Origin of the sequence: Synechococcus sp. R65.1 (assembly GCF_047461755.1) — a bacterium.
Taxonomy (GTDB): Bacteria; Cyanobacteriota; Cyanobacteriia; order Thermostichales; family Thermostichaceae; genus Thermostichus.
In genome coordinates, this window is the sequence record NZ_JANSHU010000015.1 from 25,800 (window position 1) to 51,030 (window position 25,231).

Genomic DNA, 25,231 nt, shown 5'->3' on the forward strand with positions numbered 1-25,231 from the left:
GCTAGTGATCCTCTAGACCTAGGACAAACGGACACTGGTTGAGATCTTGCGGTACAAGCCGCACGCTGTGTAGCACAGCAAGTAGGCGAAGAATCCCCGCCCTTCAGGGCTGAGGAGAACGTCAACCCCCTACTGCGGGAGATGACTATGAACGAGCAGGAAGTGGCGCACTGGCTGGAGAGGGCCCTGGCCGATCTGCGCCTGAGAGTCCAAGTCAAGGCCCAGCCCCTCCAAGACAGCCCTGGGGACTATGCTTTGGTGGTCATGCTCAATCGCCCTGCCAATGCTGCCCTCAACTACGAGCAGCTAACCGCTTGGTTCCGGAAGGCTGTAGCTAGCCGCTACCCCCAAGTCAAGCGCTTAGCTCTCTACAGTCGCCCTATGGGTCAGCAGCAGGCTGACTGGAAGACGCAGGTGAGACTGGGGCCGGGGCTAACCACAGAAGGGACTCTGCAGCCAGATCTCAGCCACTACTGCTTTGTCCTAGACCGCCAGTTGCTCACTGCCGACCTGCCCCAACCCTCCAGCGTGGTGCGCCAGGCAGTCTTGGGTTTTCACGGCCTCACTTCTGGGCAAAAAGAGGAGGTGCTGCCCCTACTGCCCACCTTGTTTCGCAACCCCAGCGCTGTCTCCACAGTGACGCTGTCAGTGGAAGCATCTCTGTGGCTGGAACCTCTGAAGAGTCTTAGCCCCTATGAGCTGCGCCTGCTGAGCATTTGGCTAAGCCGCTACTGTTTCAGCCCTAGCCGCACCTTGGCTGATTTGGATCCCGCCGCCTCAGGCTGCAAAACCGGCCAGGCAAAACGCAACTATCGCGCTCCCCAAGGGGGGGTGGCGCTGGTTTTGGCCAGCTTTGCCGGCAACCTGACAGTGGCCGCAGGCCTGACCCTAGGCCTATTGTTTGGCATGGTGTTTGTGCTGGCCCTGGCTGTTTTCGGCACCCTGGAAGGAGGGCTCTCTTTCGGCTCTTTCCTTCTCGCCGTTTTGCTTGCCCTGGCCTTCAACGCCCTAGTCTTCTTTTTGTCCCCCTGGGTGATGGACTGGATCCAGCAGAGCCTCTACGGCACCCAGTGGGTGAGCTTGGGGGAAATTGAGCGCCGCAGCCCCGAAAGCGCGGAGGTGATTGAACGCGTCTGCCGGCAGCACAAGCTAAAGCAGCCGAAGCTGGGTCTGATCCCCGATCAAAACCCCACCGCCTTCACCTATGGCAGCCTGCCCAATAACGCCCGCATTGTTGTCAGCGAGGGCCTATTTACCTACCTGGAAGATGAAGAGGTGGCCACGGTCTATGCCCACGAGCTGGGGCATGTTATCCACTGGGATTTCGCTGTCATGACCCTAGCTTCCACGCTATTGCAGCTCCTCTACCTTCTCTATGTCTATGTGCGCGATCGCGGGAGCAGTGAGGGCCGTAACCGCAGAGGGGGGAAAAACCTGGCTTTCCTGGCGCTGGTGGCCTACCTCTTCTACGTGGCTGGCTCCTATTTGGTGCTGTATCTGTCGCGGGTGCGGGAGTACTTTGCCGATTACTTTGCTGCCGAAACCACCGGCAACCCCAATGCCCTTGCACGGGCTCTGGTGAAAATTGCCTTTGGCATTGTCCAGGAGGGAGAGCGGGAGCAGGACGAGGCAACTCGTCGGCGCAGCACCCGCCTGTTGGAGGGGATGCGGGCCTTGGGGATCTACGACGCCAAGGCAGCAGGGACGGTGGGGACAGCCTACCGGCTTGCTTCGGATCCCAGCCAGGTGGGCAGGGTGTTTTTGTGGGATCTGTTTAACCCCTGGGCCTGGTGGATGGAGCTGAACTCCACCCATCCCCTCACCGGCAAGCGGGTGCGGGCGCTAGCCACCTATGCCGAGCAACTGGATCTGCCGGTGGAGTTCGATATGGCCAGCGTGGTGGCCCAAGGCAAGCAGCTCAACCGCCAGCAGCTCTATGGCAGTTTCCTCCTGGACATGCTGCTGTTGAATGCCGAGTGGCTGGGAGCAATCTTGGGAATGGGGCTTGGGATCCCAGCTCTACAGGCAGGATCTTACGGCATGTTTGCCGGCCTGGTCCTGGCGGGAGCCAGCCTGGGCCTGCTGCTGAAGATGCCAGTGATGTACCCCAGCTTGGAGAACCCGCCGGCGTTGACGGTGTTGAAGGCGCTGAGCAACCCCTACACCAGCCCCTTGCGCGGGTTGCCAATGCAGCTGCAGGGGCGGGTAATTGGGCGGGGGAATCCGGGCTATCGCTTTGGCGCCGACCTCAAGTTCCAGGATGAGACGGGGATGATGTTCTTGCGCTACGTTTCCCGCTTTGGGCCACTGGGCAACTTCCTGTTTGGGGCCAGGCAGGCCGCAGGGCTGATCGGCAAAGAGGGAACAGTGGTCGGGTGGTTCCGGCGGGGGGTGGCTCCCTATCTGGATCTGTCCCGCTTCCAGAGCCGCTATGGCGAAGTGGTGACCAGCCACCCTCCTTTTGGGCAGGCGGTGCAGGTGGCACTGGGCTTGCTTGGTGCCCTGCTGTTGATGGCCTTTTCCCCTTTCTAGGGGGCCTGCTCAGGAGGTAGTCGCTTGCTCACCGGTAGCACGGGCATAGTCGTCGCTGAAGCGGACAATGTCGTCTTCGCCCAGGTACTGGCCGTTTTGCACCTCGATGATCACCAACGGGATGACCCCGGGGTTTTCCAGGCGGTGCTTGGTGCAGGGGGGCACGTAGGTAGACTGGTTGGTGGTGATCAGCCGCTCTTCGTTGCCGCAGGTTACTTTGGCGGTGCCGGCAACGACGATCCAGTGTTCGCTGCGGTGGTAGTGCATCTGCAAGCTAAGACGACGCTTGGGCAGCACCACAATCCGCTTGATTTTGTAGCCAGGGCCCTCGTCCAGCACCGTAAAGCTGCCCCAGGGGCGAGTTTCCGTATTGCTCTCGAGGAGCTTGTGAAAAACTTCAGCCGAGAAGGTAGCTGGCAGTTTTTCCTCTGAGGGCATGGGGGAATTAGGGGTTTCTAGCATAGGCTGCTCTCCTGGGCGCCCTGCCTTCAGCTTATCCTACGGAGCTGGAAAGTAGCCCAACTCCCCTCAAGTCTTGTGGGATCATGGAGAAGTCTCCTCATCTTGCTCCTCCATGCGTTCCTACCCGGTTCACATCCACGACCGCCAGAAAGACGCCCACTATCTCATCCAGGTGCCCGCCGACCAATATATCCTGGAGGCTGCCGAAGCCCAAGGGATCCAGCTTCCCTTTGCCTGTCGCAACGGTGCCTGCACCACCTGTGCGGTGCGGATCCGGCGGGGATCCCTCTACCAGCCGGAGGCAATGGGGATCTCGCGGGAGCTGAAGGAGCAGGGCTACGGGCTGCTGTGCGTGGGCTATGCCCGCTCCGAGCTGTGGGTGGAAACCCAAGACGAAGACGAGGTCTACGAGCTGCAGTTTGGCCGCTACTTTGGCCAGGGGCGGGTACGAGCGGGGATCCCCATCGAGGATGAGTAATTTCTCTGCCTCAGTTGCCCCTGAAGACCTGTTGCCGGATCCCCAGCCTTCGCAGCCTCAGGGCTGGCTGTTGGGGTCGGCGGCCCTGATCCCGGTGAACCTGGCCCCTAGTCTGTTGCTGGCGGTGGTGGGGACGGTGCAGAGCTATGGCCGCTACTGGGAGCAGATCCGGCGGGATCCCTTGTTGGGCTTGGCAGGCCTGCTGAGCGCGGCGGCAGTGGCAACGGCGCTGCTGGGGGAAGACTGGCGGCTGAGCTTGCCGGGGATGTTCAACTACTGGCCCTTTCTGCTGATGCTGCCGGCCTTTGGGGCAGCGCTGGCCGATCCTGAAAGTCGCCGGCGCCTGGCGCAGGTGTTGGTGCTGGGCAGTGGGCTGATGCTGCTGTTGGGCTGGGGAGAGGTCCTGTGGGGGTGGCAGGGCCATCTCTTCTTGGGGCCGCTCTGGATTACGGGAGTGGCTGGCGGGGAGCGACCGGCAGCGGCCTTTACCTCCCCCAACCTCCTGGCCATTTACCTAGTGATCCACCTGTGCTTGGCGGCAGGGCTGTGGGGGGTAACTCGATCCCGCCTCACCCGAGCAGGGCTAGTGGCGATGCTGGGGCTGGGATCTCTGCTGTTGCTGCTGACAGCCTCCCGCAGCGGCTGGGGGGCAGGGGGATTGGCTCTACTCATTGGGTTGGTGCTGCGGCGCTGTTGGTGGGGGATCGCCCTCTTGGCCGGCCTGGGGCTAGCCAGCTTGGCGGCGGCTTTGGATTGGCCTGGCTGGCGGGCAGTTGTGCCTTCGTTGATTTGGAGCCGTCTGGCGGACACCTGGGATCCCCAGGCCCCCCACTTTAGCTCAACCGCCAACCGCCTCGATGCCTGGCGCTTTGCCCTGCAGATGGTGCGGGAGCGGCCCCTGACCGGCTGGGGCTGGCAGAGCTTTCCTGCCCTCTACAATGCCCAGGACCCGCCCGAGCTGCTGGGCCACTGCCACAACTTGTACTTGCACTTGGCGGCGGAAGGCGGGATCCCTCTGCTGCTGGGCTATCTGGCCTTGTGGGGCTGGATCTTGGCGCGGGGCTGGCGAGCCTGGCGCTGCTCCCAGGACGGGCTCCTTCTGGGCATGGTGCTGGCCCTAACAGCGTTTTTTGCTGCCGGGATAGTGGACGTGGTGATCTTGGACGGCCGCCTTCACCTGTTGATGACCTTGCTTTTGGGGGCCGTTTGGGGATCCAGCCTCGATCCGCTCCGCGGCAAGCAAAATAGGGTTCCAGCGGATCCCTTCCCAAGCCAGGTGTCCCAGCCAATGCCACAATAGAGTTCCGTCCTTGCGTTTTCTGGGATTACTCTGTTTATTCTGTCTCGGTTGCCGGATTTTCTTGCGTATCGATTGGATGGTCTCACCCAATTTCGATTGACTCACATCCCCCCTCATCAAATCTCCCCTTTTCCTCGGAGAGAGGGGATGGGAGGTGAGAGCACGCCTCTCCAGAAGGGGAGTAAAAAGCTGTTGCTAACCCATTTCCGAAAAAGTTCAGTGGTATCTGGAGCGCCCCACCTTCTTCCATGGAGCAGCCAATCCCTTTGCTGGCCCCTGATCCCATCAAGCCAGGGGATCTCCTCTCCCTGGAGATCACAGACCTAACTCCCGAAGGAGATGGCATTGCCCACACGCTTGGCTACGGGCGGGGACGGGTGGTGTTTGTAGCCCAAGGCGTGCCCGGGGATCGGGTGGTGGCCCAGGTTCTCGAGATCAAGCGCAACTACCTGGTCGGTCGAATTCGTTCGCTCGTTACTCCCTCGCCGCACCGAGTGCGTCCAGCCTGCATTGTTGCCGACAAGTGCGGTGGCTGCCAGTGGCAGCACGTCAGCTACGAGCAGCAGTTGGCCACCAAGCAGCAAATTCTCCGCAACGCGCTAGAGCGGATTGGCGGCCTTTCCTTGCCGGAGCCCGTCCCCATTTTGGGATCCCCGCAGCCGCTGCGCTACCGCAACAAGGTCACCTACCCCATTGCCAAAGCAGAGGGCCAGCCGCTGCGCATGGGCTACTACCGACGGGGCAGCCACCGCTTGGTAAACCTCAACCAGTGCCCTGTCCAGGACGAGCGACTGGACGTGTTCCTGAGGGAAATCAAGCGGGATCTGCAGGAAACCGGCTGGAGTGTGTACGACGAAAGCCGCCACCAAGGCCAGTTGCGCCATCTGGGCCTGCGCATTGGCCGCCGCACCCGCGAGGTGCTTCTCACTCTGGTGAGTTGCAGCCGCGACCTACCTCACCTGGAAAGGTGGGCCAAACGCTGGATGCAGCGCTACCCCGACTTGGTGGGGGTCTGCCTCAACCTCAACCCAGCCCGCACCAACGTCATCTTTGGCCAGCAAACGGAGGTCATTGCTGGACGGGGATCCCTGCGGGAAGAACTGGCCGGTCTTTCCTTTTGGATTGATAGCACCTCCTTCTTCCAGGTCAACACAGAGCAGGCGGAGGCCTTTTTTACCTGGATAGTGGATCAGCTCCATCTGCGCGGCGAGGAGACCGTTCTAGATGCCTACTGTGGCATCGGCACCCTAACCCTGCTCTTGGCCCAGCGGGCCAAACGGGCGATGGGGGTGGAAGTCCTGCCCGCGGCGGTGGCCCAGGCCCGCTACAATGCCCAGTTCAACGGCATCACTTCGGCCCAGTTTTTCCAGGGCGCAGTAGAAGCGGTTTTGCCGACTCTGCCTCCTGCCGATGTTGTGGTGTTGGATCCGCCGCGGCGGGGCTGCGAGCGGCAGGTGCTTGAGATCCTAAAGCAGCAACGGCCCCGGCAGATCGTTTACATTAGCTGTCATCCTGCCACCTTGGCGCGCGACCTGCAAATCCTCATGGCCGAGGGATCCTACCGCCTAACCCAATGGCGAGCTGCTGACTTCTTTCCCCAGACAGGCCATGTAGAGGGAGTGGTCTTTTTGGAACGGGTCTGAGGAACCTTGCCCAGCTTGCCGCGGAGCTGCCCTCTGGGTAGGCGCACTAGCCGGAGGCGACAAATGCTAACGTCAAAGTAAAGTTTCGCAACGGACTTTTTCCCTCCCACTCTCAATGCTTAGAGCTGGAATTGTCGGCCTGCCCAATGTGGGCAAATCGACTCTATTCAACGCTCTCTGCGAAAATGCCAAAGCGGAGGCGGCCAACTTTCCTTTCTGTACCATCGAGCCCAACATCGGACGGGTGGCCGTGCCAGACGAGCGCCTGGAGGTGCTGGCTAAGATCAGTGGCTCGGCGGCCATTGTTCCCGCTCAAATCGAGTTTGTCGATATTGCCGGGCTGGTGGCTGGTGCCAGCAAGGGGGAGGGCTTGGGCAACCAATTTCTCGCCCACATCCGCCAGGTGGACGCCATCGTGCATGTGGTGCGCTGCTTTAAAGACGAGAACATTGTCCACGTGGCTGGCTCGGTGGATCCCGTGCGAGACATAGGGGTGATTAACCTAGAGCTGGCCCTGGCCGATCTGGCCCAGATTGAGCGACGCTTGGAACGGGTGCGCAAGCAGGCCAAATCCGACAAAACGGCTCAAGTAGAGCTGCAGGCCCTGGAGAAGCTGCAGGCTGCTCTGGACGAGGGCAAGCCGGCTCGCCTGGTGCCCCTTAGCGCAGAGGAGGAGGTCGCCATCAAAGGGCTGGGGCTGCTCACCCGCAAGAAGGTGATCTACGCCGCCAACGTGGCAGAAACGGAGCTAGCCACTGGCAACGACTGGGTAGAGCAGGTGCGGCAGGTGGCCCAGGCAGAGGAGGCGCGTGTGGTGGTGGTCTCGGCCCAGGTGGAGGCGGAATTGGTGGAGTTGCCGCCTGAAGAGCGACAGGCTTATCTGGAGTCGCTGGGGGTGAAAGAAGGGGGGCTGAAATCCTTGATCCGCGCCACCTACGAGCTGTTGGGCCTGCGCACCTACTTTACCTCTGGTCCCAAAGAAACCCGCGCCTGGACAATCCCTGCCGGTGCCACTGCTCCCCAGGCGGCGGGGGTCATTCACTCGGATTTTGAGCGGGGCTTTATCCGGGCGGAAACGATAGCGTATGAGGATCTAGTGGCAGCGGGATCCCTGAGTGCTGCCCGAGAAAAGGGCTTGGTGCGCAGCGAGGGCAGAGACTACGTGGTTCAGGAAGGAGATGTAATGCTCTTCCGCTTCCATGTCTAGGGGCCCTTTCCTGAGAAAGCCGTTGACGCTGTAACGAAACATCACAATAATTGGACTAGATAAACAATTGCTTTAAGGGACGCATTGATGGACCTGCTGCAATACGGGCCAATGGCCTGGGTTTACCTGGCAATTTTTGCTTCCATCATCTGGTGCATCTGGGGTCGTTCGGAAGACGACATTATGTTTTAGCTCAAGCAGGAGGGATTCCTCTGCTGAAGCTACTCTTTGGCTGGCAGCGGATCCCTCCTTGTGTCAACCTCAGGTGATGTCCCCCCTCAATCCCCCTTAGGACGGATACACCCAGATGCCGTGCCACTCCAAGCAGTCTGCGTCCCAACAGAGCAAGGGAATTCAGCTAGGCTCGCACTTCCTCCCTCTTGGGCAGCCGCTCTGACAGCGAAGTAGCTTACAAGAGTTATGGGCGTTACTAGCTTGATCTCCCGGCGTCCCCTGCCTGGAGCGGAACGGACAGAAGAGGGGTACCGTCTTTCTTGGCGGGGAGTGGCGGTGATGGGGGTACTCAATGTAACCCCCGATAGCTTCAGCGACGGCGGCCAGTGGGGATCCGTGGAGGCAGCCGTGCAAGCGGCCAAGGCCATGGCAGCAGCGGGAGCTCTGATTGTGGATATTGGCGGCGAGTCTACCCGGCCGGGGGCGGAGCCGGTGTCGGTAGAGGTGGAGTGCGACCGGGTTTTGCCCGTGATTCGGGCTCTAGAAGGATCCGGAATTCTCCTCAGCGTCGATACACGGCGAACAGAGGTGGCTGCTGCTGCTCTGGCAGCGGGGGCACACATCATCAACGATGTCACCGGGCTGCGGGATCCCCAGATGATGCAGGTGTGTGCCGAGAAGGGGGTGCCAGCGGTCATCATGCACATGCGGGGAGAGCCGCGCACCATGCAGCAGCTCACCGACTACGACGACCTTGAGGGAGAAGTTTTTGGTTTTCTCAAGGACCAAGCGGAGCGGGCTCTGGCAGCCGGTGTGCCCAGTGTCATTTTGGATCCTGGCCTGGGCTTTGCCAAAACCGCCGAGCAGAACATTGCCCTCCTCAGAGCCCTGCCGCGGCTAGTGGCCTATGGCTACCCCGTTTTGGTGGGAGCCTCGCGCAAAAGTTTTGTCGGCCAGCTTTCCGGCATTGCTGTGCCCAAAGAGCGGGATAGCGCCAGCGTAGCCGTGCACCTCTTTGCCGCCAGCCGGGGCGCTACCCTGGTGCGGGCGCACAACGTCCCTGCTCATGTCTCTGCTCTAGCGGCTTGGGAAGGGCTGCACTGTGAGCCAAACTAGGCTGGTGCTGCGGGGTCTTAGCTTCCATGCCCACCACGGCTATCGTCCTGAGGAGGCCCTGTTGGGGGCGCGCTTTGTGGTGGATGTGGAGCTGCAGCTTGCCTTGGTTCCCCAAGAGGATGACTTGGCCCACACCGTGGACTACGCCCAGGTGTACGAGGCAGTGCGGGAAGAGGTGACCCAGCAGCGCTACCGGTTGATTGAGACGTTGGCAGACCGGATTGCCGAGCGGCTGTGGCAGAGCTATCCCCAGGTGGAAGCCCTGACGGTGCGGGTGCACAAGCCGCAAGCCCCCCTGCCAGGGCTGTTTGACGATGTGTACGTGGAGATCGTCCGCCGTCGCTCTGCGCTTCCATGAAGCCTGACCTGGCCTACATAGCTCTGGGGAGCAACCTCGGGGATCCGCTGCAGCAGTTGCGCACGGCCATGCAGAAGTTGCCGCGTCTGGGAGAGGTGGTGGCCCGCTCCAGCCTCTACCGCAGCCCCGCCCAAGGAGGGCCGCCGGGCCAGCCCGACTACCTCAACGCCGTGGTGGCCCTGGATCCCTTTCCGCCTTACCAATCCCCCCTGGAGTTGCTCAGGGCGCTGCTGGCCATCGAGCAGGAAGCAGGGCGGGTGCGGCGCATACACTGGGAGGCCAGAACGCTGGACTTGGATCTGCTGGCCATGGGCAATTGGATTCTCAACAGCCCCGCCCTGACCCTGCCCCACCCTCGCATGATGGAGCGCCCCTTCGTCCTGGCCCCCCTGTGCGAAATCGATCCCCACTGGCGCCACCCGGAAACCGGCACAGCCGCAGCCGAGGCGCTGGCTGCCCTGGATAGCTCCTGGCTCGAGCGCACCGACCTAGGCTGGGACTAAAGCTCTACAGCGCAGCCGCCATTTTGGCTGCCAGATCCACCAGCCGCGAGGCGTAGCCGTATTCGTTGTCGTACCAGGAGAGCACCTTCACTGTGCGATCCCCTAGCGTCATCGTCGACTCCAGATCCACAATTGAAGAGTGGGGATCGCCGATGATATCTGCCGAGACAATGTGCGGCGGGGCAATGGCCAGGATCCCGCGCATCGGCCCCTCAGCAGCCTCGACAAAAGCTTGGTTAACCGCCTCTTTGGTAATGGGCCGCTCAGTGCGCACCACAAAGTCCACGATCGAGCCGGTTAGGGTGGGCACCCGCAGTGCCAGGCCGTCCATCTTCCCTTTCAGGGCAGGCAAGACCTCGGCAACTGCCGTAGCTGCCCCTGTTGTGGAAGGCACAATCGACACCGCCGCCGAGCGGCCCCGGCGATAGTCCTTGGGATCCGGGCGATCCACAATGGCCTGGGTGGCAGTGTAGGCATGGCACGTGGTGAGAAAGCCCGTCTCGATGCCAAAGCGATCCAGCAAGACCTTGGCCAGCGGCGCCAGACAGTTGGTTGTACAGGAGGCGTTGGAGACGATGTGATGCCGCTCGGGGTCGTACTGGTCGTCGTTGACCCCTATCACCACTGTTAGGTCGGCACCCTTGGCAGGAGCAGAGATGATCACCTTTTTGGCGCCAGCCTCCAGGTGCTTGGCTGCTCCCTCCCGCTTGGTAAACAGGCCAGTGGACTCTATTACCAGTTCGACGCCCAGATCTTTCCAGGGCAGTTGCGCCGGATCCCGTTCTGCCAGAACTCGGATCTTGTGGCTGCCGACGTGCAGGTGGCCATCGGCAACGCTCACCGTCTGGGGCAGGCGGCCGTAGGCAGAGTCAAATTGGAGTAGGTAAGCCAGATTTTCCGGCTCGGTTAGGTCGTTAACCGCTACCACCTCCAGCCCCCGCTCTGGCTGGGAGAGCAGCGCTCGCAAAAACGAGCGGCCAATGCGACCAAATCCATTGATGGCTACCCGTGTGGTCATAGCAATCCTCCAGTAGCAGTCTAGGACGACGGATTGAGGGCTGCAGCGCAGGAGACGCCAGTCCCCTAGAGATAGAGTGACACTCCCAGCCGCCGGAAGGGGAGGCTTAGTATGGCCGGCTTCTTGCAAGGCTCTAAGGCAGGGTTGCAGCAGGAGGCTGACCCGGGAATCTAGGGTCGGACTTCCCTGGCCGGGCGACTAGTTCTTCCCCCCAGACCCTTTGAGACGCAAGTTGATAACCGCGTTGCTTTTGGGTACGTTAGGTGCAAGCGCTCCCGAAACTGGGAACACAAGTCCCGAGTCCCATCTCTATGTGAAGGAAGGAAAGCGGGAGAAGTTATTTCCCAGCCAAAGAGCGGCAACTTTTCCAGAGAGGTTGGCAGCGGCCTTAAGCCTTTAAGCGAAAACAACGGCGAGGGGATCCCACCCATGGAAGCACGCAAACCTCTGAAGAAGTTGGAAAATCAGATGGAGCGGGCTGTTCTGGAGATGGTGAACGAGCTGCTGCTCATGGAAAGCCAGCAGCGCTACTGCTCCTGCGAAAGATTCTGTCACGATGCCGCTGCGCTGGCCCTCAACAACCTCCAGCCCCGCTACACTACTAGTTTTGAAGGCTCTATATACACCCTAGAGGCTATTCAGGCGGATCAGGAGTTGCAGAGGCAAATTCGCCTGGAAGTGACCAAGGCCATGGAGCGGGTGGCGGCCAATCCTCTCTGTCCAGAACCTGACTGTCCCCTGTGGCTGCGCAACGCCAAGACGGTAGAGTTAGAGCTAGCCCACAGCAATCCTGAACAAGAAAGCTGAAGGGATGGACTCCATCGTCTCGTCTGCGCCAGTGGCTTTTCTAGGCCCTGCCGGAACCTATACGGAGTTGGCTGCCCTGCTGGCCTGTCCCGAGCAGCCCCACCTCCACAGCCAGGGATCCCACCCCTTGGTGCCCTACCCCACCATTAGCGCCTGCTTGGAAGCGGTGGCTGCCGGCGAGCAGGCCTGGGCAGTGGTGCCGGTAGAAAACTCCGTCGAGGGCGGCGTCTCGATGACCCTAGATGCCCTCTGGCAACTGGAAGGGCTAAGCATTCGCCAGGCGCTCATCCTGCCAATTCGCCATGCCCTCATCAGCTGTGCCTCCCGGCTAGAGCAGATTGAGCAGGTCTATTCCCACCCGCAAGCTTTGGCCCAATGTCAGGCTTGGCTGCGATCCCACCTGCCGCAGGCCACCTTGATCCCAACCCGCTCCACCACCGAAGAACTGGAGCGGCTGCAAAGCCAGCCCAAAGCTGCTGTCATCGCCTCAGAGCGGGCTGCAGAGCTTTACCAACTGCCGGTCTTGGCCTGCCCAATCAACGACCACCCGGACAATTCCACCCGCTTTTGGGTGGTGGGCCGCTGCGGATCTTCACCGGGGGGATCCCACACTTCCCTGGCCTTTAGCCTGCCCCACAATGTGCCAGGAGCGCTGCTGAAGCCGCTGCAAGTTTTTGCCGAGCGGGGCCTGAACATGTCGCGCATTGAGTCGCGTCCTACCAAGAAATCGGCGGGAACCTACGTCTTCTTTGTCGATCTGGAAAACCCGGTCGGCCAACCCTATCTGCCTGATGAGGTCATTGCGGCCTTGGAGGCCATTGCCGAGATCCTCAAACTTTTCGGCAGCTACCCTGTCCATGACCTCAGCAAGCAGAACTACAGGGATCTGCTTGGCCAAGGCAACCTGATTTATTCGTAGCTTTGCCAGGCCTGCCAAAAAACGTAGAGAGCAATCAAGGCCAGAAAGCTGCGCAACAGTAGCCTGACCACTGCCTCGGGCAATCTGGGCAAGAGGCGGGTGCTGACCTGAACGCCGGCTAATCCCCCCATCCCCAAGATGAGGCCGGGAATCCAGAGCACGTTCTGGCGGAGGGTGCCCTCCCCAAAGCCAAGGGCGTTCGCCATCCAATCGCCCAGGCCAGCATGGCCGAAGGTGGCAGCAGCGGCTGTAATCCCAATCACACCCAAGCTGGTTTGGATGGCCACCTTGAGGGCTTCCCCCAACAGCAGGATCTGCAGCGGTACCAGGATAATGCCACCGCCAATGCCGAAAAGCCCCGCCAACAAGCCGGCAGCGCCTCCGGTCAGGATGCGGGCCAGCCAGGGAGGCATCGGGATCCTAATAGCAGAGCGGTTGCCGAGTTTCCCTACATCGGGGGACTTCGTCCTGCCGGCCGCAGCACCTGGCCTCCCCAACCCTTGGGCGTGGGCGACCGCGGTTTTGCCCAGCTCCACCAGGTAAATGTTCGCTAGCAACAGCACCCCAAAGGCCGCTAGTAACAGATAGCCGGGCAGGTGACTGGCAAGGATTGCCCCCCCTTGGGCTGTGAACAGAGCCGGGATCCCCAGCAGAATTACCCGCTTGGGATCCAGCATTCCCCTGCGCCAGTTTTGGAAGCTGCCTGCTAGGGAGGTGAGGAGAATGGAAAAGTTGCTCGTGGCAACCGCCTGCAGCGGCGGGATCCCCAAGCTGACCTGCAAGGGCACCAGGATCGTGCCGCCGCCGATACCCAAAAGGCCGGCCAAGATCCCTGTTGCCACGCCGCCTATTGCCAAAGCTAGATTTTTTCCTACCAAGGCTTTGGCTCTCCTTACTTCCCCTAGGAAGCTACGGCAAGAAACTGCAGCGAGGCTTGGCTTCGCGCCAGGCACAGCCATCTAGAGCAATCCGCTCCACCTCCGAGGCCAGCTTTAGGGCCTTTAGGGCCTGCTCCCCGCCCACCGAAGGCTGGCTACCGCCCCGCACACAGTTGATGAAATGCTCTAGCTCGGCATGCAGCTTATCAATAGGTTCGATATAAACCTTCTCGATAAGGCCCTCCCGCGGGTAAGGCACTTGGCCGTAGTCGTGGCTACTGCCGCCTCCCTGGCGGTAAATCGAGATCTCGTTGTGGAGAAAATCGGCTTCCACGAGGGCATTTTTGCAGTGGACGGCGATGGTGCGCACCTTGCGGTGGGTAACCTTGCTGGCGGTGAGGGTGGCGATGGCGCCGTTGGCAAAGGTGAGGGTGGCCGTGACGTAGTCGAGATAGCCTAAGTTGGAGGCGCGGTTGCCGCTGGCAGTAATCTGGGTTACAGGGGAAGGGATCAGCTCCAGCAACAGGTCGATGTCGTGGATCATCAGGTCAAACACCACCGACACGTCGCTGGCCCGGTCGGAATAGGGGCTGAGTCGGTGGGCCTCAAAAGCCAGCGGCTCTTCGCGCTGCAAAACTTGCCCCAGCCTTTGAAAGACGGGGCTAAAGCGCTCGATGTGTCCTACCTGCAGAATGCAATTGCAGTCGGCGGCGCGGTTGACCAGGGATTCTGCCTCGGCAATACTGGCGGCAATGGGCTTTTCAATGAGCACGTGTACCCCCGCCTCCAGGCAGGCCATACCCACCTCGTGGTGAAGCACAGTGGGAACGGCGATGGCCACGGCGGCCACGTGGGGCAGCAGCTCCCGGTAGTCTTCGTAGAAGTGGACTCGATAGCGGCTGGCTACATCCAGGCCCCGCTCCACGTTGATGTCGGCCACGCCCACCACTTGCACGTCCTTCATCAGGCTAAAGACGCGAGCATGGTGCTGGCCCATGTTGCCGACCCCGATGACGCCGACAGGAACCGGCTGGCCAGGGTAACGGCGGGGAGAGTTGGCAGGACGCGGGCAGGATCGAGCCATAGGTTACCACTACCTCCACCACAAGCGCTTGACAAACCACACCCCGCCTTCCGGCAAGGAAGCCCAGCTTCTCCTAGACAAACTGCCCAAAGCTTACCATGCCCCCCTCAAATCCAGTTCAAGCCAGGAACAGGCGGCAGGCGTAGGGGTGCTCGCTCGCAGGCCTGGGGGCTAAAGCAGAAGAGCGGTGTCGGGGTGGGGCGGAACCACATGCGCGCATAAAACTGGTCTGGCCTGAGGGGAAGGCCAAACCAAACAGGGAAGAAGAAGAGAAAAGACGCCAAAACCAAGCTCACCGCCATCCAGCTCACCCGCCGCCAGAAGCGACGGTAGTGCCGCCAGCCCAGCAGCACCAGCCAGGCCAGGGCCAGGGTGCTAAACGCCAGAGCGCTCATGTAGTGGTAGATGAAGACGCAGCGGCTGACGAGGAACCAGGGCAGGTAGTTGGCCGCGTAGCCAATTAAGATAAAGGCTTCCAGGCCGTGGAAGCGGCGGATCCCGCGCCAGACCAGCACCAGGATCGAGCCTGTCCCCAGCCACCACAGCCAGGGATTGCCCAGGCCATGGACTGCTCGCCACAGGTTGCCCTGGCTGCTGAAGTAGTAGCCCACCGGGCGGCCCATAATTGGCCAAGACCAGGCCCCTGCCGAGGCCAAGGGGGTGGTCAGCCAAGGGCGCAGCGCCGGGAACCAGGCCACCAGGGAGCGCAAGCTGGTGGAGCAATAGGGGTGGACGGGGGTGTTCTCATCGACCACAAGATCAGCATGCAGGTGCCCGCTGTAAACCGCCTGATTGATGAGCACTAGAGAGCGAAAGTAGTTCTGGATCCCAGTCCAGCTCCAATCCAGCGTCAGCCCCTGCTGCGGGTTGAGCTGCAGGTGTGGGATCCACTGGATGGCATAAAAGGCCAGCGGCGCAAGGCCAAAGCAAAAGGCATAGTGCCACCAGCGCAGGTGGCGGATCTGGCTCAAGATCCCTAGCCTTGGGAGCCACTGCGGGCGCAGCCAGACCACCCCCCAGACCAGGATCCCCAGGAGGGCAAACATGAAAGCAAACCAGAGGCCATTCCACTTTACAGAAGCCGCCGCCCCCAGGAGGATGCCGGAGCCGGTGAGGTGAAGAGTCCGCTGCCAACCGCGGCGTTCCAGCCCGCTTAGGAGCAAAATCAAGGCCGCCAGGCCAAAGGCAACCAAGTACACGTTAATCAGGCCAAAGCGGGACTCCACCAGAAACACCCCGTCCGTGAGCAGCAGAGCCCCACTTAGGAGCGCAAAGCCCACGTGGTAGGTGAGGCGATAGGCCAAGCCAGCCAGCAAAAGCGGAATCAAGGACCCGCACAAGGCGGTAGCTAGGCGAAAGCCCCACTCGTTGCGGCCAAAGAGTTGGATGCTGAGAGCGATGAAGTACTTCCCCAGGGGCGGATGTACGTCGTAGAAGGGCTTCCCGTCGAGGTAATTCTGGGCAAACTGAGGGAAATACACCTCGTCGAACACCGGCGCCGGCAACTCGGCCAGTCGCCATAGGCGCAGCCCCAGGCTCATCAGAAAGATCCCAAGCGCTCCCCCCAGCAGCCAGCGGCGCTCTCCTGCGGACCCAATTGCAGCCAGAGCGGCAGTTGCTGCCTCTGGGGGCAAGTTGCCAGTGGCTACCCCTTCAGGGTCAGAGGCAGCAAGGAGGGGCTTATCCCCTTCCGGCCTTGCGGGTTGGTGGGGTGAAGCCATGGGCAGGAGACGTCAGCAGGGATCCTCAGTGCTACTTTAACCTGCCGCCGTTGCTAGGCCAGCCCCCAGTTAAAGCCCCTAGGAGGGGGGAATGACCAGCTCCACGGCCGTATCCAGGCGCGAAGGTGGCACTGGGGCCTCGCCTGGGGTCAGCTCTAGGTAAGAAGCCAGCGGGTGGTTCTTTTTCCAGCGGGATCCAATTTCGGCGGCCATTTGCGTGACCTGGATTTGGTAGAGCTGGGCCAGGTCGTCGGCGTTGAGGTTGCCCCGTTCCACCTGGTTGCGGCTAGCCTCCGCCAGAACCTCCGCCACAAGGTTGCCCTGCTCGTCAAATCTCCACAGCTCCAGGCGGCTGCGGGAGCGCAGGCTTACCTCAGTGGGCGAAGTCGGGCGGGTGAGGACATCGACGCGGGCGATGACAATGGCCTCCAGGCCTAGGTAGTCGAAAAACCGGCTCACCGCTTCTGGCTTGCAGCGATCCCACTCAAACAGCTCGTAGATGGGCCAGCCCACCTGCCGCAGGATCGGCTGCAGGCGGCGGTTGTCCAGGGGCACCACCTTCTCGGTGTTGGGGATCAGGCCCAGGCGCACCACCTCTATGGCCAGGCGCTGGCTCAAAAGCCGGGTATGGTCCAGCCCTCCCACCCCCAAAATGCCAAGGCGACGCCGCGGCTGGGGCCGGAGGGGCACCTGCAAAACCACCTCCACAGGGGTGGTCAGGCCTGCCTGCAGCAGGATCTCCTGCTCTGCCTTTTCGTAATCGGGGTGCCACACCGTCAGCAGCCGGCGCCCAGCCGGGGCTTGGTTGAGCTCGAAGGCGCCCTGCTCGTCCGTTTGGATGGGCTGAGCGAGGTTCTCCAAGCCCTCTAAGTGCACCTGCGCCCCGGCCACCGGCTGCCCCAGGCTGTTGCTCACCTGCCCCACCAGACGCGCCTGGGATTCCGCCTGATCCCGGTGGGGAAACAACGCCGTCAGAGGGAGAGGGGGGGTGGCCAGAGCCTGGGCCGAGACTTCCGCAGCCAGGGCTAGCCAACTGCCAAGCGCCAGGCCGCCCCGGCCAATCCTGCGCTGCAGCGAGAAAAGGAAAACGAGAACAGCCATGACGACGTCCGCCAATTGCAGGGGGTTCTCCACAGGCAAGCTCCTCACTGAAGGAGGCGGCGCGGCAGCCCCCAGATTTAGCCGTGGGGTAGTTTACCCAGCAAAGGGGTTATTGGCCTGCCATTGCTGGATAAAGAGGGGCACCATGTTGCGCACCTGCAGCCGAAACAGGCCCGCCGCTGCATCTTCAAACAGCGGCTCCCCGCCCACGTCATCCCGCCCATAGGCCTCGTAGTAGCGAGCCCGATCCCCTGGCCGATCCTTCTGCAAGTCCACCACCACCACTACGCCACGGCTGCGCAGCTGGTTGGGGGTAAAGTTGGGGATCTCCACCGGGATTGCCGGCGCCAGCAAGCGCAGGGCCATATTCAGCAGCGGGCTGCCCTGGCGGTTGTAATCCCGCGAGATTTGCAGGTGGGTTAGGAGAATGTAGCGCAAGCCGAGGGCGTCGCCGATGGCCTTCAGCTTGGCCAAGTCGGCGGTGTAGCGCTCATCCCGATCCAACAAGGTTAGGCCCTGGACAAGCGGCAGAAGCGGCTCAAAGCGGGGATCTGGCCCTAGCGGTCCCTTTAGGAGGATCACGGGCCGCTGTGGCTGCAGCTCCTGAAGGGCAACGCTGAGGTGCCGGGCCAGCTCATCCGAGTAAACCGGCTCATCCGGCAACAGGCCAATGCCCTCCGGCTGGTGGGCCGGCTGCCCTGGCGGCAGGCGAATGTTTTGGGTGGACACAAAACCAGCCCGCACCTCCACCTGGGTGCTAGTGGGGGGAAACCCCGGCACCTCCACATCCACCAGGTACAGCCCCGCCGGCAGCTCTGGCAAGACATAGGTGCCGTCGGCGGCAATGGGAACCGTCTGCGGGGGTTGGGTGGCGGTGGCAGCAAGGCGGACAACCCCAGTCTGGACAGGCTGGCCGGCAATATCCAGCACCCGTCCCGTCACCACACCGCGCTGGCCTGCAGAGGGAAGCTCCTCCTGGCGGGCCTCCGTCTTGCTCTTGCCCACTTGCGCTTCTAGACGGCGCAGAGCTGGGATCCCTGCCGCCACCACCCACAGATCCCCATCGCCCAGCATCGCCAAGCCTGTCGGCTGTCCCTCCAGCCGTAGGGAGGTAACCAGTCGCCCCGCCTCTAGATCCACAATTTGCAGGCGGTCGCTGCTGCGGGCACTCACGTAGGCCCAGCGCCCATCGGGGGAAAGGGCCAGCCGCGTCGGCCGCCAATCTAGGCCAACTCGCTGCAGGAGCTTGCCGCTGCGGCTTAGATCCAGCACGGTCAGCTCTTGGCTACCCGAGTTGAGCACCACCAGGCGTTGCCGCTGGGCATCCAACGCCATTGCCTCTGGAGTATGGCCGCCGCGCCAGCGGGCCAGCAGCTCGCCATTGTCGGGGTTGACCACCAGCACACTGAGGGGATCCCCGCCACCCAGGCCCACAAATAGCACTCCCTGCCGGGCGTCATAGGCCAAAGCCAAAGGAGGGCCGGGCAGCGGCAAGTGGCGAGCCTGAGGCTGCTCCGCTTCCCCCCAATGGATCACCGCCAAGCTTTGGGCGGCGGGCAGGGAGGCAAAAACCCGTCCCCTGGCAGGATCCACAGCCATATCCAAGACTCCTGCCGGCAGTTCATAAGTCCGGAGCAGCTCCCCAGTTGGCAGATCGAGGGCCACCACCCCAGGAGCCTCGAGGCCAGAGGCATAGACCACTTGCCGGGCCGCATCCACCCGCACCACGCTGGGGGCAAAACCCACCGCCACTTGCCACAGGGGATCCCCGCTCGACCCATCCAGCAGCATTACCGCCTGGGCTTCCAGCAGCCCCACCGCCAGCCACCCCCGCTCCGGCACGCCGTCAATGCGATCCGCCGAGCTGGGCAGGGGTAACAACTTCTCCACCGTCAGGGGCCCGGCAGCGTCTTGAGAGGCCACCGGCATTTCCTGGGCCCAAACTGCAGATCCCAGGCCCAGCAGGCCGCCCACCACAACCAGCCACTGCCAGCGCATTTGATCCCCAGCCCTGCTCTGCTCCTTTGCCCAACCAGCATAGCCAACCCACCGAGAAAGCCCAAACAATTTTTGACAGCTTGTCCCGGTGACCGTAGAATGGATATTCGCTGGTTTTGGCAGGATAGCCATGAAGGTGCGGCCCTCCGTCCGACGAATCTGCGAAAAGTGCCGAGTCATTCGCCGCCGTGGCCGGGTGATGGTCATTTGTCCTGCCAACCCAAAGCACAAACAGCGGCAAGGGTAAAAGTAGGGGACGGAGGAGTGAGGCAGCGCTAGAGACAAGGGGCAGTTGGTGCAGCCTAAGCCATGCCTTTGGCAAGACGCTTCCCGACTGCAACAACTCAACTTTAGGAAGCCAGTTTACTTGAGTTTGTTGGAAAGGTACCCCTAACCATGGCACGAATTGCGGGCGTTGACATCCCCCGAGACAAGCGAATTGAGATTGCCCTCACCTACATCTACGGCATTGGGCTAACTCGCTCCCGCCAAATTCTGGCCAAGACGGGCATCAACCCCGATACCCGCACCCGCGACCTCACCGACGCGGAGATAGCCGCCCTAAGGGCTGTGGTGGAAAACGAGTACCAGGTGGAGGGGGATCTGCGCCGTCAGGAGGCGATGAACATCAAGCGCCTCATTGACATCGGCACCTACCGAGGTCGGCGTCACCGCCTGCGGTTGCCTGTGCGCGGCCAGCGCACCCGCACCAACGCCCGCACCCGCAAAGGAGTTAGGAAAACGGTAGCTGGCAAGAAGAAACCGCCAGCCAAGAAGTAAGTCCTGTTTCCCCCAATCTCCGTACACCTTAAAGTCAAGGACGCAGAGGTCATGGCTCAGCAGCAACGGCGCGGACGCAAGGTCAAGAAAAATATCCCCAACGGCGTGGCCTACATCCAGTCCACCTTTAACAACACCATCGTCACCATTACCGATCCCAACGGCAACGTTGTGTGTTGGGCTTCGGCAGGTTCCACCGGATTCAAGGGTGCCAAGAAGGGTACTCCCTTTGCCGCCCAGGTGGCAGCAGAGAGCGCAGCGCGACAAGCCATGGAGAACGGCATGCGGCAGATTGAGGTCATGGTCAGCGGTCCCGGAGCCGGTCGAGAGACAGCCATTCGAGCTCTCCAGGCGGCAGGCCTAGAAATCACCCTCATTCGCGACATCACTCCCATTCCCCACAACGGCTGCCGGCCTCCCAAGCGGCGGCGCGTCTAGGATCCCGACTTTTAGGGAAGCCAAGAGCTTGTTTTTAGAATCCTAGCCCCCAGCACCAGAGGGGGACTACCTTCTCCAACGCATAGCCAGCCAGACAGACAGGGCTACGCCATGATGCCAACCAGCCGAACCCTCCACCATTCAACCAGCAAAGCAGCGGCCAGTGCTGCTCCCTATCAAACTGAGTGCCTCGAATCCCATCAGGAAGCCAATGGTGTTTACTACGGCAAATTTGCCCTAGGGCCGCTGGAGCGCGGTCAGGGGATCACGGTAGGCAACGCCTTGCGCCGGGTGCTGCTTTCCAACCTCGAAGGCACGGCAGTGACGGCCGTACGCATTGCCGGGGTAAGCCACGAGTTTTCCACCGTGCCCGGGGTGCGGGAAGACGTGATGGAGATCCTGCTCAACATGAAGGAGCTGGTTCTGCGCTCCAGCTCCCCTGAGCCGCGGGTGGGCCGCCTAGTAGCGCAGGGGCCGGGGGAAGTGACCGCTGAAAAGCTGCAGCTGCCCAGCGGCGTAGAGGTGATCAACCCCCGTCACCACATTGCCACGCTGGCGGAGGGAGCCATCCTGGAGATGGAGTTCATGATTGGCCGTGGACGGGGCTATCGCGCCGTCGATTACGCCGACAGCAAATCCATGGCCATTGACTTTCTCCAAATTGACTCCGTCTTCATGCCGGTGCGCAAGGTCAACTACACCGTCGAGCCAGCCCGGGTGGGGCAGTCTTTGGAAAAAGATCGCCTAGTTCTGGAGATCTGGACCAACGGCAGCCTTACTCCCCAGGAAGCGCTTAGCCAAGCAGCTCGCATTTTGGTAGGTCTGTTCTCGCCGCTGCAGGAGGTTAGCTTTGACACCCCAGCAGCCCCCCAGCCAGCAGAGGACACCCAGAAAAACCAAATCCCCATCGAGGAGCTGCAGCTCTCGGTGCGGGCCTACAACTGCCTCAAGCGAGCCCAGATCCACACCCTGGCGGATCTGCTGCTCCATACCGAGGAAGATTTGCTGGAGATCAAAAACTTTGGCCAGAAATCCGCCGAAGAGGTGGTGCAAGCTTTGAAAAATCGCTTTGGCCTGACGCTGCCCCGCGAAAGGAGCAGGACCTAGCCTGCCCAGGGTGGGGCTCAAAACCCCAAGCTGCCTGAAACTCGAGGACAAAAAGCAGAGGCTACCATGCGTCACCGCCGTCGTACCCCTCACCTCAACAAGCCTGCTGACCAACGCAAGGCTCTGCTGCGGGCCCTGACCACGGCTTTGCTACGGGAAGGGCGAATTGTTACCACCAAAGCCCGCGCCAAAGCCGTTCGGGCCACAGCCGAGAAGATGATTACCCTAGCCAAGGACGGCTCCCTGGCAGCGCGGCGGCAGGCCCTGGCCTACATCTACGACAAGGATCTGGTGCGCTCCTTGTTTGAGCAGGCGCCCGAGCGCTATCGAGATCGAGCGGGAGGCTACACCCGCATCTTGCGCACCGTGCGCCGGCGGGGCGATGGGGCAGAAATGGCCGTCATCGAGTTGGTGTAGGCTTCATGCAAAGCCGTCGCATTGCCCTAAAGATTCAGTACCTGGGCAGGGACTTTCGCGGCTGGCAACGGCAGGCGGGCCACCGCACCGTACAAGGGGTACTAGAGGAGGCCATTGCCTCGCGGGCCGGGCACCCCGTTACCCTCTACGGAGCAGGGCGCACCGACACCGGGGTACATGCGGCTGGCCAAGTAGCTCACTTCGACACCACCTGCGGCATTCCGCCCACGGAGTGGGCACGGGTGCTCAACGACTGCCTACCGGAAGATATAGTGGTACTGGCTTCAGCGCCTGTGGCCGAGGACTGGCATGCCCGCTTTTCCGCCAGGTGGCGCCGCTACCGCTACCTCATTCTCAATCGCGAGCGCCCAGATGTGTTCTGGCGGCCCTTTAGCTGGCAAGTGCGCTGGCCTTTGCAGGTGGAGCCAATGGCCGAGGCGCTGCGCTCCCTTTTGGGGGAGCACAACCTGGAAGCCTTCCGCCGGCGGGGATCCGATCGACCGCACTCGTGGGTGCGGGTGGAGGAGGTGCTCTGCCAACGAGTAGGGGATCTCATCAGCATCGAAGTGCAGGCCAGCGGCTTCCTCTACCGGATGATGCGGCTGCTGGTGGGGTCTCTCGAGGTGGTGGGCCGGGGCGAGCTCAGCCCCCAGCAATTTGTCCACCTCTGGCAACACAACGACTGGAGCCAGATGCGCACCCGCTACAGCGCCCCTCCACAGGGCCTGTGCCTGTTGGATGTGGGCTATGCTAGGGATCCCTTTGGCCAACGCTTTCCTCCCTCCTTGCCCTTCTGGGGATCCCTTTCTTGGCCGGCAGGTGTTCTTTCTCTTGTCCCTTCTCTCTCCTAGCTGCCATGAACAAGACTCCCCTTCCTACCCCTTCCACCTTAGCCCCGCGCTGGTACGTGATCGATGCGGCTGGCCAGCGCCTTGGCCGCCTAGCGGTAGTGGTGGCCAACCTCTTGCGCGGCAAGCACAAGCCCAACTTCACCCCCCACCTGGATACGGGGGACTACGTGATCGTCATCAACGCTGAGAAAGTGGTGGTTACCGGCAAAAAGCGCACCCAAAAGCTCTACCGCCGCCACTCTGGCCGTCCCGGCGGGATGAAGGTGGAGACCTTTGCCCAACTGCAAGCCCGCCTGCCAGAGCGGGTGATTGAGAAAGCGGTGAAGGGGATGTTGCCCCACACCCGCCTAGGGCGGCGGCAATTGACCAAGCTGAAAGTGTACGCCGGCCCCCACCACCCCCACCAGGCCCAGCAGCCACAGGTCTATCCCATCCACACGATCCCAGGAGCCCAAGCATGACCCAGACAGCCAGCAACCCGCGAGCCGTCTACTGGGGAACTGGGCGCCGCAAAACTGCCATTGCCCGCGTGCGCCTGGTTCCTGGCACGGGCAAGATCATCATCAACGACCGGCCTGGCGAGGAGTACTTGCAGTACCAGGCAGCGTTCCTGGCCAGCGTCAAAGCGCCGCTGGAGCTCCTTGGCCTAGAGGACTCCTACGACATCTTGGTGCGAGCCCATGGGGGCGGCCTCCACGGCCAGGCCGATGCCATCAAGCTGGGGGTAGCCCGCGCCCTCTGCCAGCTGGATCCCTCCAACCGCGGCCCCCTCAAGGCCGAGGGCTACCTAACTCGCGATCCCCGCGCTGTGGAGCGCAAGAAGTACGGCTTGCGCAAAGCCCGCAAGGCTACTCAGTACTCGAAGCGGTAAGGGCCGGCATTGCCGCGGTAGGTATTGGGTTGATAGACATTTATTACAGGCTTATACCCACCCAGGGAGGAGGCCCTCATGCCCAAGAAAGGCATTCACCCCCAGTGGTACCCCGAGGCCAAAGTCATCTGCAACGGCGAGGTGGTCATGACGGTGGGATCCACCAAGCCAGAGCTCAGGGTTGAAGTCTGGTCTGGCAACCACCCCTTCTTCACCGGCACCCAAAAGATCATCGACACCGAAGGGCGAGTGGAGAAGTTCATGCGCAAGTACGGCATGAGCAGTGGCAAGAAAGCCCAGTAGAGCTTTCCCTTGCCTTGCTCAGGACGGCTTGGGTTTCTTGCTGACTTAGACCTATGGCTTCTGCTCAACTCATCGAGCAGCTCAAAAACGTCGAAGCTACCTTCCAGGAGCTGACGGTGCGCCTGGCGGATCCCGAGGTGGCGACAGACCCTGCGGAGCTGCAGCGAATCGCCAAGGCCCGCTCCTCCCTGGAAGCAACGGTGCAGGCCTTCCATGACTGGCAAAAGCTAACTCGCGACCTCAAGCAGACGGAGGAGCTTTTGCGCGAGGCGGCCTCTGACCCGGAGCTGGAGGCAATGGTAAGGGCAGAGCTGGAGCAGCTGCGCGCCCGTCAGGAGCAACTGGAGGAAAAGCTTACCCTGCTGCTGCTGCCCCGGGATCCCAACGACGAAAAGAACATCATGTTGGAGATCCGCGCTGGCACTGGGGGAGAGGAAGCAGCCCTGTGGGCAGCTGATCTAGCCCGCATGTACACCCGCTACGCCGAGAAGATGGGCTGGTCAGTGCGCTTGGTCAGCCTCTCCGAGGGCGACATGGGCGGCTATAAAGAGGCCATCCTGGAAATCCGTGGCGATCAAGTCTATAGCAAGCTCAAGTTCGAGGCCGGTGTGCACCGGGTCCAGCGGGTACCCATCACGGAAGCCCAGGGGCGCATCCACACTTCGACGGCCACGGTAGCGGTAATGCCAGAAGCGGACGAGGTGGAGGTGGTCATCGATCCCAAAGATATCGAGATTAGGACAGCGCGTTCCGGCGGGGCAGGGGGACAAAACGTGAACAAGGTGGAAACGGCGGTGGATCTCTTCCACAAGCCCACTGGGATCCGGGTCTTCTGCACCGAGGAGCGCTCTCAGCTACAAAACCGGCAGCGGGCCATGCAGATTTTGCGGGCCAAGCTCTACGAGATGAAGCTGCGCGAGCAGCAGGCCTCCATTAGCTCCGCCCGCCGCATGCAGGTAGGAACAGGAGCCCGTTCAGAAAAAATTCGCACCTACAACTACAAGGACAATCGGGTTACCGACCACCGCCTCAACCAGAACTTCCCGCTCGAGCCAATTTTGGAAGGGGAGCTGGACGAGTTAATCCAAGCTTGTATTGGCCTATACCAAAAGGAGCTGTTGGCGGAGCTCTCTTGAGGAGGGCTGGGTTCTTTCTGGCGGTAGAA

At 61.7% G+C, this 25,231-nt stretch carries 27 protein-coding genes; 20 read left to right on the top strand and 7 right to left on the bottom strand.

Going from position 1 to position 25,231, the window contains the following annotated elements:
• The first annotated feature begins 147 nt into the window (after positions 1–147).
• Positions 148–2,532, top strand: coding sequence for a M48 family metalloprotease (locus tag NW814_RS07695; protein ID WP_414405832.1), 2,385 nt, complete (start codon positions 148–150; stop codon positions 2,530–2,532).
• A gap of 9 nt (positions 2,533–2,541) precedes the next feature.
• Here NW814_RS07695 and NW814_RS07700 read toward each other — a convergent pair whose 3' ends face one another.
• Complete coding sequence (locus tag NW814_RS07700) at positions 2,542–2,994, bottom strand: phosphomannose isomerase type II C-terminal cupin domain (protein WP_414405833.1); 453 nt, start codon at positions 2,992–2,994, stop codon at positions 2,542–2,544.
• 112 nt (positions 2,995–3,106) lie between these two features.
• On the opposite strand from NW814_RS07700, the gene NW814_RS07705 reads away from it, so the two are divergent.
• The 7 genes from NW814_RS07705 to folK all read left to right on the top strand — a co-directional run bounded on the left by NW814_RS07705 (position 3,107) and on the right by folK (position 9,773).
• A complete protein-coding gene (locus NW814_RS07705; protein ID WP_414405834.1) occupies positions 3,107–3,472 on the top strand; it encodes a 2Fe-2S iron-sulfur cluster-binding protein in 366 nt (121 codons plus the stop codon).
• Positions 3,465–4,772 carry an O-antigen ligase family protein gene (locus tag NW814_RS07710; protein ID WP_414405835.1) on the top strand — a complete coding sequence of 436 codons (1,308 nt, stop codon included), beginning with the start codon at positions 3,465–3,467 and terminating at the stop codon, positions 4,770–4,772. Before NW814_RS07705 ends, NW814_RS07710 begins: the two co-directional genes overlap by 8 nt.
• Before the next feature lie 248 nt (positions 4,773–5,020).
• A complete protein-coding gene (gene rlmD / locus NW814_RS07715; protein ID WP_414405836.1) occupies positions 5,021–6,415 on the top strand; it encodes a 23S rRNA (uracil(1939)-C(5))-methyltransferase RlmD in 1,395 nt (464 codons plus the stop codon).
• 115 nt (positions 6,416–6,530) lie between these two features.
• The gene (gene ychF, locus NW814_RS07720; protein ID WP_414405837.1) at positions 6,531–7,622 is read left to right on the top strand and encodes a redox-regulated ATPase YchF; all 1,092 of its coding nucleotides are present in this window, start codon (positions 6,531–6,533) and stop codon (positions 7,620–7,622) included.
• 420 nt (positions 7,623–8,042) lie between these two features.
• Positions 8,043–8,912, top strand: a complete 870-nt coding sequence (gene folP, locus NW814_RS07725) for a dihydropteroate synthase (protein WP_414405838.1) — start codon at positions 8,043–8,045, stop codon at positions 8,910–8,912.
• Entirely contained in the window at positions 8,899–9,270 is a 372-nt protein-coding gene (gene folB, locus NW814_RS07730; RefSeq protein WP_414405839.1) for a dihydroneopterin aldolase, read from the top strand. Before folP ends, folB begins: the two co-directional genes overlap by 14 nt.
• Positions 9,267–9,773, top strand: a complete 507-nt coding sequence (gene folK, locus NW814_RS07735) for a 2-amino-4-hydroxy-6-hydroxymethyldihydropteridine diphosphokinase (protein ID WP_414405840.1) — start codon at positions 9,267–9,269, stop codon at positions 9,771–9,773. Before folB ends, folK begins: the two co-directional genes overlap by 4 nt.
• A 4-nt stretch (positions 9,774–9,777) precedes the next feature.
• On the opposite strand, the gene gap is transcribed toward folK, so the two are convergent.
• A complete protein-coding gene (gap, locus tag NW814_RS07740) occupies positions 9,778–10,791 on the bottom strand; it encodes a type I glyceraldehyde-3-phosphate dehydrogenase (protein WP_414395850.1) in 1,014 nt (337 codons plus the stop codon).
• A gap of 429 nt (positions 10,792–11,220) precedes the next feature.
• Between gap and NW814_RS07745 the strand changes: the two genes are divergently transcribed.
• Both NW814_RS07745 and pheA read left to right on the top strand, forming a co-directional pair.
• Positions 11,221–11,598 carry a late competence development ComFB family protein gene (locus NW814_RS07745; protein ID WP_414405841.1) on the top strand — a complete coding sequence of 126 codons (378 nt, stop codon included), beginning with the start codon at positions 11,221–11,223 and terminating at the stop codon, positions 11,596–11,598.
• Between the two features lie 4 nt (positions 11,599–11,602).
• Positions 11,603–12,517 (top strand): prephenate dehydratase, encoded by a 915-nt coding sequence (gene pheA, locus NW814_RS07750; protein WP_414405842.1) that lies wholly within the window; start codon positions 11,603–11,605, stop codon positions 12,515–12,517.
• On the opposite strand, the gene NW814_RS07755 is transcribed toward pheA, so the two are convergent.
• From NW814_RS07755 to NW814_RS07775, 5 genes are all read right to left on the bottom strand, one after another.
• Positions 12,508–13,395: a sulfite exporter TauE/SafE family protein gene (locus NW814_RS07755; protein ID WP_414405843.1), complete on the bottom strand. Its 888-nt coding sequence runs from the start codon at positions 13,393–13,395 to the stop codon at positions 12,508–12,510. The genes pheA and NW814_RS07755 overlap by 10 nt on opposite strands.
• A 31-nt stretch (positions 13,396–13,426) precedes the next feature.
• Complete coding sequence (locus NW814_RS07760) at positions 13,427–14,479, bottom strand: Gfo/Idh/MocA family oxidoreductase (RefSeq protein ID WP_414405844.1); 1,053 nt, start codon at positions 14,477–14,479, stop codon at positions 13,427–13,429.
• Positions 14,480–14,586: 107 nt separating this feature from the next.
• A complete protein-coding gene (locus tag NW814_RS07765; RefSeq protein WP_414405845.1) occupies positions 14,587–16,200 on the bottom strand; it encodes a phospholipid carrier-dependent glycosyltransferase in 1,614 nt (537 codons plus the stop codon).
• 78 nt (positions 16,201–16,278) lie between these two features.
• Positions 16,279–17,301, bottom strand: a complete 1,023-nt coding sequence (locus NW814_RS07770) for a carboxypeptidase-like regulatory domain-containing protein (protein WP_414405846.1) — start codon at positions 17,299–17,301, stop codon at positions 16,279–16,281.
• 93 nt (positions 17,302–17,394) lie between these two features.
• The gene (locus tag NW814_RS07775; RefSeq protein WP_414405847.1) at positions 17,395–19,299 is read right to left on the bottom strand and encodes a carboxypeptidase regulatory-like domain-containing protein; all 1,905 of its coding nucleotides are present in this window, start codon (positions 19,297–19,299) and stop codon (positions 17,395–17,397) included.
• A gap of 130 nt (positions 19,300–19,429) precedes the next feature.
• Here NW814_RS07775 and rpmJ point away from each other — a divergent pair, with 130 nt between their 5' ends.
• The 10 genes from rpmJ (at position 19,430) to prfA (ending at position 25,202) form a co-directional block, all read left to right on the top strand.
• On the top strand, positions 19,430–19,546 hold the full coding sequence (gene rpmJ / locus NW814_RS07780; protein WP_414395865.1) for a 50S ribosomal protein L36: 117 nt from the start codon (positions 19,430–19,432) through the stop codon (positions 19,544–19,546).
• Between the two features lie 149 nt (positions 19,547–19,695).
• A complete protein-coding gene (rpsM, locus tag NW814_RS07785) occupies positions 19,696–20,079 on the top strand; it encodes a 30S ribosomal protein S13 (RefSeq protein WP_414395867.1) in 384 nt (127 codons plus the stop codon).
• 51 nt (positions 20,080–20,130) lie between these two features.
• Entirely contained in the window at positions 20,131–20,517 is a 387-nt protein-coding gene (rpsK, locus tag NW814_RS07790) for a 30S ribosomal protein S11 (protein WP_414395869.1), read from the top strand.
• A gap of 114 nt (positions 20,518–20,631) precedes the next feature.
• Positions 20,632–21,624 carry a DNA-directed RNA polymerase subunit alpha gene (locus tag NW814_RS07795; RefSeq protein ID WP_414405856.1) on the top strand — a complete coding sequence of 331 codons (993 nt, stop codon included), beginning with the start codon at positions 20,632–20,634 and terminating at the stop codon, positions 21,622–21,624.
• Between the two features lie 66 nt (positions 21,625–21,690).
• Positions 21,691–22,041, top strand: a complete 351-nt coding sequence (gene rplQ, locus NW814_RS07800) for a 50S ribosomal protein L17 (protein ID WP_414395870.1) — start codon at positions 21,691–21,693, stop codon at positions 22,039–22,041.
• A 5-nt stretch (positions 22,042–22,046) separates the two neighbouring features.
• Complete coding sequence (truA, locus tag NW814_RS07805; protein WP_414405848.1) at positions 22,047–22,892, top strand: tRNA pseudouridine(38-40) synthase TruA; 846 nt, start codon at positions 22,047–22,049, stop codon at positions 22,890–22,892.
• Positions 22,893–22,897: 5 nt separating this feature from the next.
• Positions 22,898–23,353 (top strand): 50S ribosomal protein L13, encoded by a 456-nt coding sequence (rplM, locus tag NW814_RS07810; protein WP_414405849.1) that lies wholly within the window; start codon positions 22,898–22,900, stop codon positions 23,351–23,353.
• Positions 23,350–23,763 (top strand): 30S ribosomal protein S9, encoded by a 414-nt coding sequence (gene rpsI, locus NW814_RS07815; RefSeq protein WP_414405850.1) that lies wholly within the window; start codon positions 23,350–23,352, stop codon positions 23,761–23,763. The genes rplM and rpsI overlap by 4 nt, the downstream gene beginning before the upstream one ends.
• A 78-nt stretch (positions 23,764–23,841) precedes the next feature.
• Positions 23,842–24,066 (top strand): 50S ribosomal protein L31, encoded by a 225-nt coding sequence (rpmE, locus tag NW814_RS07820; protein ID WP_414395874.1) that lies wholly within the window; start codon positions 23,842–23,844, stop codon positions 24,064–24,066.
• A gap of 53 nt (positions 24,067–24,119) precedes the next feature.
• Positions 24,120–25,202, top strand: coding sequence for a peptide chain release factor 1 (gene prfA / locus NW814_RS07825; protein ID WP_414395876.1), 1,083 nt, complete (start codon positions 24,120–24,122; stop codon positions 25,200–25,202).
• The last annotated feature ends 29 nt before the right edge of the window (positions 25,203–25,231 follow it).

Bases quoted from the DNA above. Each gene is read 5' to 3' on its own strand.
- folP (WP_414405838.1), top strand. From the start codon at position 8,043: ATGGGCGTTACTAGCTTGATCTCCCGGCGTCCCCTGCCTGGAGCGGAA.
- rpsI (WP_414405850.1), top strand. From the start codon at position 23,350: ATGACCCAGACAGCCAGCAACCCGCGAGCCGTCTACTGGGGAACTGGG.
- NW814_RS07695 (WP_414405832.1), top strand. From the start codon at position 148: ATGAACGAGCAGGAAGTGGCGCACTGGCTGGAGAGGGCCCTGGCCGAT.
- truA (WP_414405848.1), top strand. From the start codon at position 22,047: ATGCAAAGCCGTCGCATTGCCCTAAAGATTCAGTACCTGGGCAGGGAC.
- rpsM (WP_414395867.1), top strand. From the start codon at position 19,696: ATGGCACGAATTGCGGGCGTTGACATCCCCCGAGACAAGCGAATTGAG.
- NW814_RS07710 (WP_414405835.1), top strand. From the start codon at position 3,465: ATGAGTAATTTCTCTGCCTCAGTTGCCCCTGAAGACCTGTTGCCGGAT.
- NW814_RS07775 (WP_414405847.1), bottom strand. From the start codon at position 19,299: ATGCGCTGGCAGTGGCTGGTTGTGGTGGGCGGCCTGCTGGGCCTGGGA.
- NW814_RS07795 (WP_414405856.1), top strand. From the start codon at position 20,632: ATGCCAACCAGCCGAACCCTCCACCATTCAACCAGCAAAGCAGCGGCC.
- rpmE (WP_414395874.1), top strand. From the start codon at position 23,842: ATGCCCAAGAAAGGCATTCACCCCCAGTGGTACCCCGAGGCCAAAGTC.
- pheA (WP_414405842.1), top strand. From the start codon at position 11,603: ATGGACTCCATCGTCTCGTCTGCGCCAGTGGCTTTTCTAGGCCCTGCC.
- NW814_RS07760 (WP_414405844.1), bottom strand. From the start codon at position 14,479: ATGGCTCGATCCTGCCCGCGTCCTGCCAACTCTCCCCGCCGTTACCCT.
- gap (WP_414395850.1), bottom strand. From the start codon at position 10,791: ATGACCACACGGGTAGCCATCAATGGATTTGGTCGCATTGGCCGCTCG.
- rlmD (WP_414405836.1), top strand. From the start codon at position 5,021: ATGGAGCAGCCAATCCCTTTGCTGGCCCCTGATCCCATCAAGCCAGGG.
- NW814_RS07745 (WP_414405841.1), top strand. From the start codon at position 11,221: ATGGAAGCACGCAAACCTCTGAAGAAGTTGGAAAATCAGATGGAGCGG.
- rplQ (WP_414395870.1), top strand. From the start codon at position 21,691: ATGCGTCACCGCCGTCGTACCCCTCACCTCAACAAGCCTGCTGACCAA.
- folK (WP_414405840.1), top strand. From the start codon at position 9,267: ATGAAGCCTGACCTGGCCTACATAGCTCTGGGGAGCAACCTCGGGGAT.
- NW814_RS07765 (WP_414405845.1), bottom strand. From the start codon at position 16,200: ATGGCTTCACCCCACCAACCCGCAAGGCCGGAAGGGGATAAGCCCCTC.
- rplM (WP_414405849.1), top strand. From the start codon at position 22,898: ATGAACAAGACTCCCCTTCCTACCCCTTCCACCTTAGCCCCGCGCTGG.
- NW814_RS07770 (WP_414405846.1), bottom strand. From the start codon at position 17,301: ATGGCTGTTCTCGTTTTCCTTTTCTCGCTGCAGCGCAGGATTGGCCGG.
- ychF (WP_414405837.1), top strand. From the start codon at position 6,531: ATGCTTAGAGCTGGAATTGTCGGCCTGCCCAATGTGGGCAAATCGACT.
- NW814_RS07700 (WP_414405833.1), bottom strand. From the start codon at position 2,994: ATGCTAGAAACCCCTAATTCCCCCATGCCCTCAGAGGAAAAACTGCCA.
- rpsK (WP_414395869.1), top strand. From the start codon at position 20,131: ATGGCTCAGCAGCAACGGCGCGGACGCAAGGTCAAGAAAAATATCCCC.
- prfA (WP_414395876.1), top strand. From the start codon at position 24,120: ATGGCTTCTGCTCAACTCATCGAGCAGCTCAAAAACGTCGAAGCTACC.
- rpmJ (WP_414395865.1), top strand. From the start codon at position 19,430: ATGAAGGTGCGGCCCTCCGTCCGACGAATCTGCGAAAAGTGCCGAGTC.
- NW814_RS07705 (WP_414405834.1), top strand. From the start codon at position 3,107: ATGCGTTCCTACCCGGTTCACATCCACGACCGCCAGAAAGACGCCCAC.